This is a genomic window from Streptomyces avidinii, assembly GCF_045161815.1.
GTDB classification, from domain to species: domain Bacteria; phylum Actinomycetota; class Actinomycetes; order Streptomycetales; family Streptomycetaceae; genus Streptomyces; species Streptomyces avidinii.
This window is the reverse complement of sequence record NZ_CP108863.1, coordinates 1,946,204-1,959,440: the sequence shown is the minus strand read 5'-3', so window position 1 is coordinate 1,959,440 and position 13,237 is coordinate 1,946,204. Positions and strand designations below refer to the sequence as shown.

General features: G+C 71.6%; 10 protein-coding genes. 3 read left to right on the top strand and 7 right to left on the bottom strand.

The window, feature by feature from the left end; translation table 11 throughout:
* Positions 1–4: 4 nt before the first annotated feature.
* From OG373_RS08760 to OG373_RS08740, 5 genes are all read right to left on the bottom strand, one after another.
* Positions 5–958 carry an HpcH/HpaI aldolase/citrate lyase family protein gene (locus tag OG373_RS08760; RefSeq protein ID WP_405443994.1) on the bottom strand — a complete coding sequence of 318 codons (954 nt, stop codon included), beginning with the start codon at positions 956–958 and terminating at the stop codon, positions 5–7.
* Between the two features lie 74 nt (positions 959–1,032).
* Complete coding sequence (locus OG373_RS08755; RefSeq protein ID WP_398678956.1) at positions 1,033–3,114, bottom strand: protein meaA; 2,082 nt, start codon at positions 3,112–3,114, stop codon at positions 1,033–1,035.
* 31 nt (positions 3,115–3,145) lie between these two features.
* Positions 3,146–4,483, bottom strand: coding sequence for a crotonyl-CoA carboxylase/reductase (ccrA, locus tag OG373_RS08750; RefSeq protein WP_397733801.1), 1,338 nt, complete (start codon positions 4,481–4,483; stop codon positions 3,146–3,148).
* Positions 4,484–4,867: 384 nt separating this feature from the next.
* Positions 4,868–5,680, bottom strand: a complete 813-nt coding sequence (locus OG373_RS08745; RefSeq protein ID WP_189967955.1) for a TetR family transcriptional regulator — start codon at positions 5,678–5,680, stop codon at positions 4,868–4,870.
* Between the two features lie 163 nt (positions 5,681–5,843).
* Entirely contained in the window at positions 5,844–7,643 is a 1,800-nt protein-coding gene (locus OG373_RS08740) for a 3-hydroxyacyl-CoA dehydrogenase family protein (protein ID WP_397733803.1), read from the bottom strand.
* A gap of 394 nt (positions 7,644–8,037) precedes the next feature.
* Between OG373_RS08740 and OG373_RS08735 the strand changes: the two genes are divergently transcribed.
* On the top strand, positions 8,038–8,589 hold the full coding sequence (locus OG373_RS08735; protein WP_397733805.1) for a HEAT repeat domain-containing protein: 552 nt from the start codon (positions 8,038–8,040) through the stop codon (positions 8,587–8,589).
* A gap of 104 nt (positions 8,590–8,693) precedes the next feature.
* Here the strand turns inward: OG373_RS08735 and OG373_RS08730 are convergent, their stop codons facing one another.
* Together OG373_RS08730 and OG373_RS08725 are read right to left on the bottom strand one after the other, a co-directional pair.
* Positions 8,694–10,286, bottom strand: a complete 1,593-nt coding sequence (locus OG373_RS08730) for an alpha/beta hydrolase (RefSeq protein ID WP_405437222.1) — start codon at positions 10,284–10,286, stop codon at positions 8,694–8,696.
* 112 nt (positions 10,287–10,398) lie between these two features.
* Entirely contained in the window at positions 10,399–11,430 is a 1,032-nt protein-coding gene (locus OG373_RS08725; RefSeq protein WP_405437220.1) for an Rv2578c family radical SAM protein, read from the bottom strand.
* 281 nt (positions 11,431–11,711) lie between these two features.
* On the opposite strand from OG373_RS08725, the gene OG373_RS08720 reads away from it, so the two are divergent.
* Together OG373_RS08720 and OG373_RS08715 are read left to right on the top strand one after the other, a co-directional pair.
* Positions 11,712–12,155 carry an SRPBCC family protein gene (locus tag OG373_RS08720; RefSeq protein ID WP_030385281.1) on the top strand — a complete coding sequence of 148 codons (444 nt, stop codon included), beginning with the start codon at positions 11,712–11,714 and terminating at the stop codon, positions 12,153–12,155.
* A gap of 162 nt (positions 12,156–12,317) precedes the next feature.
* Positions 12,318–13,151, top strand: coding sequence for a M55 family metallopeptidase (locus tag OG373_RS08715; protein WP_397733810.1), 834 nt, complete (start codon positions 12,318–12,320; stop codon positions 13,149–13,151).
* Positions 13,152–13,237 lie beyond the last annotated feature (86 nt).

Here is a 13,237-nt window from a genome sequence, read left to right as displayed (position 1 = left end):
GGGATCAGGCCTCCGGGATCTCGAACTTGGTGGTGCGCTCCATGCCCGCGGCGCGGCCCTTGCCCGCGATGACCAGGGCCATCTTGCGGCTGGCCTCGTCGATCATCTCGTCGCCGAGCATCGCGGAGCCCTTCTTGCCGCCGGCCTCCGAGGTGCACCAGTCGTACGCGTCGAGGATCAGCTCGGCGTGGTCGTAGTCCTCCTGCGACGGGGAGAAGACCTCGTTGGCCGCGTCGACCTGGCCGGGGTGCAGGACCCACTTGCCGTCGAAGCCCAGCGCGGCGGCCCGGCCGGCCACCTCGCGGTAGGCGTCCACGTCGCGGATCTGGAGGAAGGGGCCGTCGATCGCCTGGAGGTTGTGCATGCGGGCCGCCATCAGGATCCGCATCAGGATGTAGTGGTACGCGTCCGCCGGGTAGCCGGGCGGCTGCATGCCCACGACCAGGGACTTCATGTTGATCGAGGCCATGAAGTCGGCCGGGCCGAAGATGATGGTCTCCAGCCGGGGCGAGGCGGCGGCGATCTCGTCGACGTTCACCAGACCCTTGGCGTTCTCGATCTGCGCCTCGATGCCGATCTTGCCGACCTCGAAGCCCATGGTCTTCTCGATCTGGGTCAGCAGCAGGTCCAGCGCCACGACCTGCTGGGCGTCCTGGACCTTCGGCAGCATGATGCAGTCGAGGTTCTGGCCGGCGCCCTCGACCACCGTGACGACGTCACGGTAGGTCCAGTGGGTGGTCCAGTCGTTGACGCGCACGACGCGGGTCTTGCCGGTCCAGTCGCCGTTGTTCAGCGCGTCCACGATGGTGTGGCGGGCGCCTTCCTTGGCGAGCGGCGCGCAGGCGTCCTCCAGGTCCAGGAAGACCTGGTCGGCCGGCAGGCCCTGGGCCTTCTCCAGGAACCGCGGGTTCGAGCCGGGCACCGCGAGGCAGGAGCGACGCGGGCGAAGGCGGTTCACCACAGGACCAGGGGTGTCCGACGCGGAGCGGAGGCCGGGCAGGGCGGCGGCGGGCGACGGGTGGGCGGGCGTGGTCATGCGGGGACCTCCGTGCTTGCAACGAGTGCGTTGTCGATGTCGAGGGGGGCGAGCTTGTTGGCCTTGCGGATCTCGTCGACGATACGGCCGATGATCTCCGTGATGCCGAAGTCCTTCGGCGTGAAGACGGCGGCGACACCCGCTTCCTTGAGCGCCACGGCGTCAGCATTCGGAATGATGCCTCCGACGATGACGGGGATGTCACCCGCCCCCGCCAGCCGCAGGCGTTCCAGGACGTCCGGGACCAGAGCGCTGTGCGAGCCGGACAGGATGGACAGTCCCACGCAGTGCACGTCCTCGGCCAGCGCCGCCGCGGAGATCTCCTCCGGGGTCAGCCTGATGCCCTGGTAGACCACCTCGAACCCGGCGTCGCGGGCCCGGACGGCGATCTGCTCGGCGCCGTTGGAGTGCCCGTCCAGGCCGGGCTTGCCGACGAGCAGGCGCAGTCGGCCCGAGCCGAGCTCGTCGGCGGTACGGGTCACCTTCTCGCGGACCTCGTGCATCGGCGTACCGGGCTCGGCGGTGACGGCCACCGGGGCCGAGGAGACCCCGGTCGGGGCGCGGAACTCGCCGAACACCTCGCGCAGGGCGCCGGCCCACTCGCCGGTGGTGACACCGGCCCGGGCGCACTCCAGCGTGGCCTCCATCAGGTTCTCGGTGCCCGCCGCGGCCTCCTTGAGGCGCTCCAGCGCCTGCTGAGTGGTGGGGAAGACGAACGGGTCGCCGTTCCCCTGGCGGTCCGAGGACTCCTGGCGCTCGGCGCGCCAGCGGCCGATGCGCTCCACGGTCAGTGCCTCGACGGCGCTGTCGACCGTCATGATGGCGCCGTCCAGGTCGGCCGTGAGCGGGTTCTCCTCGGTCTGCTGGTAGCAGTTGACTCCGACGATCTTGTCCTCGCCGGCTTCGATCCGCGCCCGCCGTTCGGCGTGCGAGGAGACCAGCTCGCCCTTGAGGTACCCGGACTCGACGGCCGCCATGGCGCCGCCCATCTCCTGGATCCGGTCGATCTCGGCCAGGCAGTCGGCGACCAGGGAGTCGACTTTGGCCTCGATGACGTGGGATCCGGCGAAGATGTCCTCGTACTCCAGCAGGTCGCTCTCGTGCGCCAGGACCTGCTGGATGCGCAGCGACCACTGCTGGTCCCAGGGCCGGGGCAGGCCCAGCGCCTCGTTCCAGGCGGGCAGCTGCACGGCGCGGGCGCGGGCGTCCTTGGAGAGGGTGACCGCGAGCATCTCCAGCACGATGCGCTGGACGTTGTTCTCGGGCTGCGCCTCGGTCAGACCCAGGGAGTTGACCTGGACGCCGTAACGGAAGCGACGCTGCTTCGCGTTCTCGATGCCGTAACGCTCCTGGGTGACCTTGTCCCAGATACGGCCGAAGGCGCGCATCTTGCACATCTCCTCGATGAAGCGGACGCCCGCGTTCACGAAGAAGGAGATCCGGGCGACGACCTCGCCGAAGCGCTCCTCGGGCACCTGGCCCGAGTCGCGCACCGAGTCGAGGACCGCGATCGCCGTGGACATCGCGTACGAGATCTCCTGGACCGGGGTGGCCCCGGCCTCCTGGAGGTGGTACGAGCAGATGTTGATCGGGTTCCACTTGGGGATGTGGTTGACCGTGTACGCGATCATGTCCGTCGTCAGCCGCAGGGACGGCCCCGGCGGGAAGACGTGCGTCCCGCGCGAGAGGTACTCCTTGACGATGTCGTTCTGGGTGGTGCCCTGGAGCTGGGTGATGTCCGCACCCTGCTCCTCGGCGGCCACCTGGTAGAGCGCCAGCAGCCACATGGCGGTGGCGTTGATCGTCATCGAGGTGTTCATCTGCTCCAGGGGTATGTCCTGGAACAGCCGCCGCATGTCGCCCAGATGGGAGACCGGGACCCCGACCCGGCCCACCTCGCCGCGGGCGAGGATGTGGTCGGGGTCGTATCCGGTCTGGGTCGGCAGGTCGAAGGCGACCGACAGACCCGTCTGGCCCTTGGCGAGGTTGCGGCGGTACAGCTCGTTGGACGCCTCGGCCGTGGAGTGGCCGGCGTACGTCCGCATGAGCCACGGACGGTCCTTCTGGCGCTCTGTCATCTCAGGCTGTCCCTTAGGCCTTTGAACGGACTCAGACGTTACGGAAGCGGTTGATCGCGTCGAGGTGCGTCGCGCGCAGTTCGTGGTCGCGCACGCCCAGGCCCTCCTCGGGGGCCAGCGCGAGCACGCCGACCTTGCCCTGGTGGAGGTTGCGGTGGACGTCGTAGGCGGCCTGTCCGGTGTCCTCCAGGGAGTAGACCTTCGACAGGGTGGGGTGGATCTTGCCCTTGGCGACCAGGCGGTTCGCCTCCCAGGCCTCGCGGTAGTTCGCGAAGTGCGAGCCGACGATCCTCTTGAGGGACATCCACAGGTAGCGGTTGTCGTACTCGTGGTTGTAGCCCGAGGTCGAGGCGCAGGTGACGATCGTGCCGCCCTTGCGGGTGACGTAGACGCTCGCGCCGAAGGTCTCGCGGCCCGGGTGCTCGAAGACGATGTCCACGTCCTCGCCGCCGGTCAGCTCGCGGATGCGCTTGCCGAAGCGCTTCCACTCCTTCGGGTCCTGGGTGTGCTCGTCCTTCCAGAACTTGTAGCCCTCGGCGTTGCGGTCGATGACTGCCTCGGCGCCCATGGCCCGGCAGATCTCGGCCTTCTCGGGGCTGGAGACCACGCAGATCGGGTTGGCGCCGCCGGCGAGCGCGAACTGGGTCGCGTACGAGCCGAGGCCGCCGCTGGCGCCCCAGATCAGGACGTTGTCGCCCTGCTTCATGCCGGCGCCGTTGCGGGAGACCAGCTGGCGGTAGGCGGTGGAGTTGACCAGGCCGGGGGAGGCGGCCTCCTCCCAGCTGAGGTGGTCGGGCTTGGGCATCAGCTGGTTGGACTTGACGAGGGCGATCTCCGCCAGGCCGCCGAAGTTGGTCTCGAAGCCCCAGATGCGCTGCTCGGGGTCGAGCATCGTGTCGTTGTGGCCGTCCGAGGACTCCAGCTCGACCGAGAGGCAGTGGGCGACGACCTCGTCGCCCGGCTTCCAGGCGTTGACGCCGGGGCCCGTGCGCAGCACGACGCCCGCGAGGTCGGAGCCGATGATGTGGTACGGCAGGTCGTGGCGCTTGGTGAGCTCCGACAGGCGCCCGTAGCGCTCCAGGAAGCTGAAGGTGGACACGGGCTCGAAGATCGAGGTCCACACGGAGTTGTAGTTGACCGAGGAGGCCATGACGGCGACCAGGGCCTCGCCCGGGCCCAGCTCCGGCACCGGGACGTTGTCCAGGTGGAGGGACTTGCGCGGGTCCTTCTCGCGTGTCGTCAGCCCCGCGAACATTTCCGCCTCGTCCTTGTGCACGGTGATCGCGCGGTACGAGTCGGGCAGCGGCAGGGCCGCGATGTCTGCGGCGGTGGCGGACTGCGACTGAATCGCGTCCAGGATGTCCTTCACGGTAGAGCCTCCGGCTAGCGCTGATGAGGGTGCGCTGAGGTAAACGGGGGTGCGTGGTGCAGGTGTGGTGTGCCGTCGGTCCGGCTGGTGCGGTGGTGCTGGGCGAACACCCGTGGTGAGGCGTGCGCGTGCCTGGTGACGCAGGCAATCCGGGGCGCGTTCCGTGCCGTGTGGGCGTGGGTCGCGGGGACATCCGGACGTCTTCAACGTATGGCACCCCGTGTCACCCGGCAAGGCACCGCGTGCCAAAACTTTCTCTCATTTGCCGATTGACCTGCACCGATGAGCGATGATCGATCAGAGTTACCCGCGAGTAGGGGCAAGCCGGACATACGAAAGCGGCCGCCCCCGGAAAGGGAGCGGCCGCTGTGACGAGAGTGACTCCTACTTGGCGCGCAGCGCCTCTTCGATGGTCCGCATGACCTCGTCCAGCGGGGCGTCGGTACGCGCCACCGCCACCAGCACCTCGCCCTGCGTGCGGACGGCCGCCGGCGCGGCCGGGGCGGTGCTCAGGGTGCGGCCCGCGCCGATGCCCGAACCGAAGGTCTTCCGGACGATCGAGAAGGCGTGGTCCAGCTGGGCCTCCACGTCCCCCTGACCGCCCGCGCGCAGCCAGCGCCGCAGTACGTGGTTGTGGGCCGTGACCACCGCGGAGGCGGCCACCTCGGCCAGCAGGGGGTCGTCGTTGCCGTCGTGGTGGTCCTGCTCGTCGAAGTGGGCCAGCAGGTAGCGCGTGAACAGCCGCTCGTACCGGGCCACCGAGGCGATCTCCCGCTCCCGCAGCGCCGGCACCTCGCGGGTCAGCCGGTAGCGCTCCACCGACACCGCCGGCGAGGCCGCGTACATCTTCATGACTTCCTTGATCCCGCGGCACACCGTGTCGAGCGGGTGCTCGTGCGCCGGGGCCACGTCCAGGACGGCCTCGGCGCGGGTCAGGGTGTCGTCGTGGTCCGGGAAGATCGCCTCTTCCTTGGACCGGAAGTGCCGGAAGAAGGTCCGGCGCGCCACTCCGGCGGTCGCAGCGATCTCGTCGACCGTCGTCGCCTCGTACCCCTTGGTCGCGAAGAGCTCCATGGCCGCGGCGGCGAGCTCGCGGCGCATCTTGAGCCGCTGCGCGGCCGCCTTGGTGCCGGCCGTGCTTTCCGGGGCGTCGGAGGCCGTGGCGGCGCGGGGCGAGGTCTTGGCGGGCTGGGACATAGAGCGAAAGTACTTCATTCGTGCAGGGGAGCGCGCCTGCGGGGGGTGGGAGAGGGGTGGATGCGGGGGAGGGCCCGCACTGGGCTCGTGAGGGTTGGCCCGCCGTGAGGGTCCGGCGGGCCCGAGCAGCCCTCCCCACGCATCCGGCTCGTGGCCCGACCGATTACCGGCGGGCGGCGTACTCACGGAAACCGCGGCCGGTCTTCCGGCCCAGGCAGCCCGCCGCCACCAGGTGCTCCAGCAGCGGGGACGGGGCCAGGCCCGGGTCGCGGAACTCCTTGTGCAGGACCTTCTCGATGGCCAGCGAGACATCGAGGCCGACCACGTCCAGGAGCTCGAACGGCCCCATCGGGTAGCCGCCGCCCAGCTTCATCGCCGCGTCGATCCGGTCGATGTCGGCGTAGTGCTCCTCGACCATCTTGATCGCGTTGTTGAGGTACGGGAACAGCAGCGCGTTCACGATGAAGCCCGCCCGGTCGCCGCAGTCCACCGGGTGCTTGCGCACCTTGACGCAGATCTCGCGGACCGTGGCGTGCACGTCGTCGGCCGTCAGGACCGTCCGGACCACCTCGACCAGCTTCATCGCCGGGGCCGGGTTGAAGAAGTGCATGCCGATCACGTCCTGCGGACGCGAGGTCGCACGGGCGACCGCGATCACCGGCAGCGAGGAGGTGGTGGTGGCCAGCACCGCACCCGGCTTGCAGACCTTGTCCAGGGTCGCGAACAGCTCCTGCTTGACCGCGAGGTCCTCGGCGACGGCCTCCACGGCCAGGTCCACCTCGGCGAAGGCGTCCAGCGAACCGGCCGGGGTGATCCGGTCCAGGGTCTGCGCGGCGCCCTCCTCGGTCAGGCGGCCCTTGGACACCGCACGGCCCAAGGACTTCCCGATCGCGGCCTTCGCGGCCTCGGCCTTCTCCTGGCTGCGGGCGGCGAGCACCACGCTGTAACCGGCCTGCGCGAAGACCTGGGCGATCCCGCTCGCCATGGTCCCCGAGCCGGCCACGCCGACCGAGCTGACGGGACGCCCGCCGCCCACCAGAGACCCGTCCAGCGGGGTCTGGAGGTCGCGGACGATCACCGAGCTGCCCGGTGCCTCGTACGTGTAGAAGCCGCGGCCGGACTTCTGCCCGGTCAGGCCCGCCTCGGCGAGCTGGCCCAGGATCGGGGCCGGGGCGTGCAGCCGGTCGCCGGAGGAGGTGTACATGGCCTCCAGGACGGTACGGGCGGTGTCCACGCCGATCAGGTCGAGCAGCGCGAGCGGGCCCATGGGCAGGCCGCAGCCGAGCCGCATCGCCGCGTCGATGTCCTCGCGGGAGGCGTACCGGGCCTCGTACATGGCGGCGGCCTGGTTGAGGTAGCCGAAGAGCAGGCCGTCGGCGACGAAGCCGGGCCGGTCGCCGACCGCGACGGGCTCCTTGCCGAGCGCGCGGGCCAGTTCGGTGACCGCCTCGACGGCCGGCGGGGCGGTGAGGACGCAGGAGACGATCTCGACCAGCTTCATGGCCGGGACCGGGGCGAAGAAGTGCAGGCCGACCACGCGCTCGGGACGCAGGGACTCGGCGGCCAGCCGCGTCACCGACAGGGCGTTGGTGCCGGTGGCCAGGATGGTGTCGGGCCGCACGACCGCGTCGAGCTCGCGGAACACCTGCTGCTTGATCTCGTACGACTCGGGCACGACCTCGATGACGAGATCGGCCTCGGCGGCCGCGCCCAGGTCCGTGAACGTACGGAAGCGGGCGAGCACGTCCGCCCGCTCCTGCTCGGTGAGCCGCTCCCGGGCCACGGAGCGCGCGGTGGCCGCGGCGAGGGAGGTAGCGGCCCGGTGGGCGGCGGCCTCGCTGATGTCGATGCCGATGACCTCGCGACCGGCCCGGGCGAGGACCTCGGCGATGCCGGTGCCCATCGTGCCGAGGCCGACGACGGCGATGGTCTGGAGGGTGGGCTGACTGGACTGACGGTCCATCGAGGGACTCCAGTGGAAGAGGGTGACGACTGAGGGGCGCGCGGCGCACGGCGCGCGCGGATGCCGTACGGAAGAGCCGTGCGGTGAAAGGGCCCGTGGTGAGGGAGCCCGGGAAGGGGAGCTCGCGGGGAGCAGCTCCCCGGAGCGAGAACGGCGGAACCCTGTCCCGGGGTCTCACCGTGAAGAACGAACCGACCGGCACGAGGCGGCTGCGTCACCAGGCCGCCCTCGTACGTGTTGCAACGACAGTAACTCGCCGGTAACTGGTCCGCCAGAGCTGGGAGATGTGACCTGTACCGCCGAAATGTACCGATCATCGATCATCGATCAACCAGCTGTCGCCGATGTCCCGAAACCCGGCGCGGCGACCGCTGTGTCCCCCTAGGGTGGCCGGGTGAACGACGTGCTGGAGCGCCTGCGGGCGGAGGCGGGACCGTCACCCGAGTACGAGGTGCTGCTCACGGCCGCCCCCGACGCCCTGGCCGCTTCCCTGACCTCGGCCGGACTGCCGTTGTGGGCCCGCGAGCTGGCCGCGTACCGGCTGGGCCTCGCCGGGGACCGCCGCGCCTTCGAGGCACTCGTACTGCTCCTCAACCACCGCGACCCGGCCCGCTGCTCGGCCGCCGCCGAGGCGCTCGCCGTCCTGGACGACCCGCGCACCGCCCGCGCGGCGGCAGCCCTCGCCACCAACGGCCTGCGCACGGCCTACGCCCTGCAGCCCGTGCGGCTGCTCACCGCGCTGCGCGCCCCCGAGTCCGTACCGGCCCTGATGGCCACGCTGGGCCGGCTGCTGTCCCCGCACGACCCGTACTGGCGGGTGGCCCTGGCCTGCGTCGAGGGGCTCGGCGCCCTCGCCGACCCGCGCGCACGCGAACTCCTCACCCGCGCCCAGTCCCACCCCCGGCTCGCGGTGGCGGCGACGGCTGCGCTGCGCGCACTGGGCTGAGGGCCCGTACGGGATCACCCGACGGGCCCGGGCGGCCGCGGCCGGGCCCGTCGCGGCAGGGCCCGGCCGGGCCGGCAGCCGTGCCGGGCCCGGTCGCGCCGGGGTCAGCCGCGGAAGCCGAGCATGCCGTGCAGGGCCGCGCCGCCCGCCGACGGAGGCACGGCACGGGTCGCCGTGGCCGGCTTCGGAGCCGGCTGGGCGGGGCAGGTGGCGTCCGAGGCCGCGCCCGTCGTCAGGTAGGCCGCCACCTTCTCGTCCAGGCACTTGTTGCCGCTCAGGGCGATGCCGTGGTTGCCGCCGCCCTCCTCGACCACCAGGGCCGAGCCCGACAGCTTCTCCCGCATGCTGAGCGCCCCCTCGAACGGGGTCGCCGCGTCCTCCGTCGCCTGGAGCAGCAGGGCCGGCGGGAGGTCCGCGTTGGTCACGTCCGGCGCCCGCAGCGCCTCCGTCGGCCAGAACGCGCATGGCGCGTTGTACCAGGCGTTGTTCCAGGTCATGAAGGGCGCCTTGGCGTGGGTGCGCCACATGTCCGCGCGCCACTGGTTCCAGTCCTTCGGCCAGGCCGAGTCCCGGCACTGCACCGCCGTGTAGACGCTGTAGCCGTTGCCCGCCGAGGGCTCCACCGCGCCGAACCGCTCGTAGGCGGCCACCAGCGGCTTCGGGTCCTTGCCCACGGCGTACGCCGCGAAGGCCTCCGCGAGGTTCGGCCAGTAGCCGTTGAAGTAGCCGCCCGGCATGAAGGTGTCCTCCAGCTCCGCCGCACCGACCTTGCCGCCCGCCGGGGTCTTGCGCAGCGCGTCCCGCATCGCGTACCAGCGCCGCTCGACCGCCGCCGGGTCGGCCCCGAGCCGGTACGTGGCGTCGTACTGGGCCACCCAGGCCAGGAAGGCCTTGTGGCGGGCGTCGAAGGCGAGGTCCTGGGCGAGGTTGTCCTCGTACCAGACCCCGCCCGGATCGACCACGGAGTCCAGAACGAGCCGGTGCACCCGGCCCGGGTGCAGCTTGGCGTACACCGCGCCCAGGTAGGTGCCGTAGGAGTAGCCGAAGTAGCTGATCCGCTCCGCGCCGAGGGCGCCGCGCAGCGCCTCGATGTCCCGGGCGGCCGAGACGGTGTCGATGTACGGCAGCACGTCCGCGTGCCTGGACCCGCAGGACTCGGCGAAGGACCGCACCCGGTCCAGGTTGGCCCGCTCGGTCGCCTCGTCCAGGGGCACCGAGTCCGGCCGTACGGGCTTGAAGTGGCCGGCCGCGCAGTCCAGGGTCGGCTCGCTCCTGCCCACGCCCCGGGGGTCGAAGCCGATCACGTCGTACTGGGCGGCCACCTCCTTGGGGAGGGCGGAGGCGATGTACCCGGCGAGGCTGCGGCCGCTGCCGCCCGGGCCGCCGGGGTTGACCAGCAGCGGGCCCTGGGAGGTGGGGCCGGTGTGGGGGACCCGGGTCAGGGCGAGGGTGATCTGCCGGCCGCCGGGGCGTGCGTGGTCGAGGGGCACCTTGAGGGACGCGCACTGCAGCGTGGGGTACCGCGGGGTCGTGCAGCCGGTCCAGCGCAGCGCCGCCTGTGCCGGTGCCGAGGCGGCCGGATCGGCCGCGGCGGCGGGCGCGGCCGTGACCGGGCTCGCGAGGGCGGCGGCGCAGGCGGCGGCGACGGTGGAGATCGACAGCAGGACAGCGGCGCGCTTCTTCAAGGGGTGGAGCATGGGGCCTCCCAGCCGAGGGTTCTGGGCGGAATCGTCCCGGAAACCGCGCCCGGAAGGCGGTATTGCGCTGCGGATTGGCCCGATGTGATGACCGTTCAGGCCTCGCCGGACGTCACAGGAGGCTGAGCTGGGTGGCCCCGGCGGGCGCGGGGTCGTCCGGGCGCTCCGGGGTGACGATCCTGCGGGCCGCGCCCCGGCGGGCCGGGCCGATGCCGAATTCGGCCGCCAGTTCGTGGACTTGGCGGGTGATCCGGCGCTGGTACCAGGTGGGCGCGTACGAACCGCCCTCGTACATCCGCTCGTACCGGGGGACCAGGTGGGGGTGGTGGGCGCCCAGCCAGGCCGTGAACCACTCGCGGGCCCCGGGCCGCAGATGGAGTACCAGGGGTGTCACGGAGGTCGCGCCGGACTCGGCCACGGCGCGCACGGTCGCCCGCAGCTGCTCGGGGGAGTCCCCGAGGAAGGGGATCACCGGCGCCATCAGCACCCCGCACTCGATCCCGGCGTCGGTGAGGGCGCGTACGGCGGCCAGCCGGGCGGCGGGGGAGGGGGTGCCCGGCTCGACGGTCCGCCAGAGCCCGGGGTCGGTGAAGCCGACGGAGACCGAGATGCCGACCTCGGTGACGCCCGCCGCCTCCCGCAGGAGGGGGAGGTCGCGCAGGATCAGCGTGCCCTTGGTGAGGATCGAGAAGGGGTTGGCGTGGTCGCGCAGCGCCTCGATGATCCCCGGCATCAGCCGGTAGCGGCCCTCGGCGCGCTGGTAGCAGTCGACGTTGGTGCCCATCGCGATGTGCGCGCCGGACCAGCGGGGCGAGCCGAGCTCGCGGCGCAGCAACTCGGGGGCGTTCGTCTTGACGACGATCTGCGAGTCGAAGCCGATGCCGGTGTCGAGGTCGAGATAGCTGTGGGTCTTGCGGGCGAAGCAGTACACGCAGGCGTGACTGCATCCGCGGTACGGGTTCACGGTCCATTCGAACGGCATGCGCGAGGCGCCGGGCACCCGGTTGACGATCGACCGCGCGCGTACTTCGTGGAAGGTGATCCCCCGGAACTCGGGGGTGTCGACGGTGCGGGTCACGACGGCGTCGGCCCCGAAGAGCGCGGCGGGGCCGCCGGAGCCCTCGGTCAGATTCTCCCAGCGCATGGTGCCTCCTCGATGGTTCACCCGGAGAATAGAACAAACGTTCCCATGATCGTGCGGGGAATCCCGTGCCGGGCGTGATGCGCGGCGCGCCGACGGGTTCCGGGAGCGTGCCCTGTCCAGGAGCGTGACGGCCGCCCGGAAGCGGTGCCCGCCCGCGACGGCCCGGACGTCACCGGGCGGTGCCCCCGCGCCCGGTGGCCGCCGGGGCCGGATTTGGGCGCCCGGCCCGGAGGTGGTTGGCTTCGGCCTGACGAGCGGACACAACTGCTGGAGGAACAGCTATGGCGCAGGTCGAGGCCACCACGGAGCGGATCATCGCGGCCGACGCGGAGACCGTGTTCGACGCGCTGGCGGACTACACCGGGACCCGCGGGAAGCTGCTGCCCGAGCACTTCAGCGAGTACGAGGTGCGCGAGGGCGGCGACGGCGAGGGCACCCTGGTGCACTGGAAGCTCCAGGCCACCAGCAAGCGCGTACGCGACTGCCTGCTGGAGGTCACCGAGCCCACCGACGGCCAGCTGGTGGAGAAGGACCGCAACTCCTCCATGGTCACCACCTGGGTGGTCACCCCCGCCGGTGAGGGCAAGTCCAAGGCCGTGGTCACCACCGTGTGGAACGGTGCCGGCGGCATCGGCGGCTTCTTCGAGCGCACCTTCGCACCCAAGGGCCTCGGCCGGATCTACGACACCCTGCTGGAGAACCTGGCCACCGAAGTGGAGCGCTGAGCAACGGCGTTGACGGTGAGGCCGGGGAAGCGGCCTCACCGGATCGGGTGAACCCGGCTGCCCGGCGGGCGGCGCGCCGCGCCGGGGCGCGAGCCCCACGGCCACCGGGGCCCTCGGCGGCTAGGGTGGGCTCCTGAGCGCAACCGACCGCCCGGGGGCCCGATGAAGATCCTCATCTCCGCCGACATGGAAGGCGCCACCGGCGTCACCTGGCCCGCGGACGTGCTGCCCGGAACCCCGCAGTGGGAACGCTGCCGCGCGCTGTTCACCTCCGACGTCAACGCCGCCGTACTCGGCTTCTACGACGGCGGGGCCGACCAGGTCGTCATCAACGAGGCGCACTGGACCATGCGCAACCTGCTGCTGGAGAAGCTCGACGCCCGCGCCGAGATGCTCACCGGCCGCCACAAGACCCTCTCCATGGTCGAGGGCGTCCAGCACGGCGACGTCGACGGTGTCGCCTTCGTCGGCTACCACACCGGAGCCGGCTCCGAGGGGGTCCTCGCCCACACCTACCTCGCCAACTCCATCACCGGGGTCTGGCTCAACGGGACGCGCGCCAGCGAGGGGCTGCTCAACGCCCACGTCGTGGCCGAGTACGGGGTTCCCGTCGTCCTGGTCACCGGCGACGACCTCACCTGCGTCGACGCCGCCGGATACGCCCCGGGCGCCGCGACCGTCGCCGTCAAGGACCACGTCTCGCGCTACGCCGCCGTGTGCCGGACCCCGGCCCGTACCGCCGCCGACATCCGGGCCGCCGCCAAGGAGGCCACCGCCCTCGCCGTACGCCACGATCCGGTCCGGGGCGGCCCCTTCACCGTGGAGCTGGAGTTCGACGCCGCGCACCTTGCGATGGCCGCGACGGTGGTCCCGGGCGTGGAGCGGAGCGGGGAGCGGAAGGTCGCGTACAGCACCGGCACGATGTACGAGGGGATCCGGGCCTTCAAAGCGGTCACGACGGTCGTCTCGGCGGCCGTGGAGGAGCAGTATGGCTGACATGTGCGCAATCAACGCCGAGGGCCTTGCCGGTGCCGTCGACGCGGCGGACCGGTTGGACGCGGTGACCGTGGCGGACCGGGCGG

Coding starts and splice junctions, on each gene's coding strand:
- OG373_RS08755 (WP_398678956.1), bottom strand. CDS start 3,114: ATGACAGAGCGCCAGAAGGACCGTCCGTGGCTCATGCGGACGTACGCC.
- OG373_RS08745 (WP_189967955.1), bottom strand. CDS start 5,680: ATGTCCCAGCCCGCCAAGACCTCGCCCCGCGCCGCCACGGCCTCCGAC.
- OG373_RS08740 (WP_397733803.1), bottom strand. CDS start 7,643: ATGGACCGTCAGTCCAGTCAGCCCACCCTCCAGACCATCGCCGTCGTC.
- OG373_RS08730 (WP_405437222.1), bottom strand. CDS start 10,286: ATGCTCCACCCCTTGAAGAAGCGCGCCGCTGTCCTGCTGTCGATCTCC.
- OG373_RS08725 (WP_405437220.1), bottom strand. CDS start 11,430: ATGCGCTGGGAGAATCTGACCGAGGGCTCCGGCGGCCCCGCCGCGCTC.
- OG373_RS08720 (WP_030385281.1), top strand. CDS start 11,712: ATGGCGCAGGTCGAGGCCACCACGGAGCGGATCATCGCGGCCGACGCG.
- OG373_RS08715 (WP_397733810.1), top strand. CDS start 12,318: ATGAAGATCCTCATCTCCGCCGACATGGAAGGCGCCACCGGCGTCACC.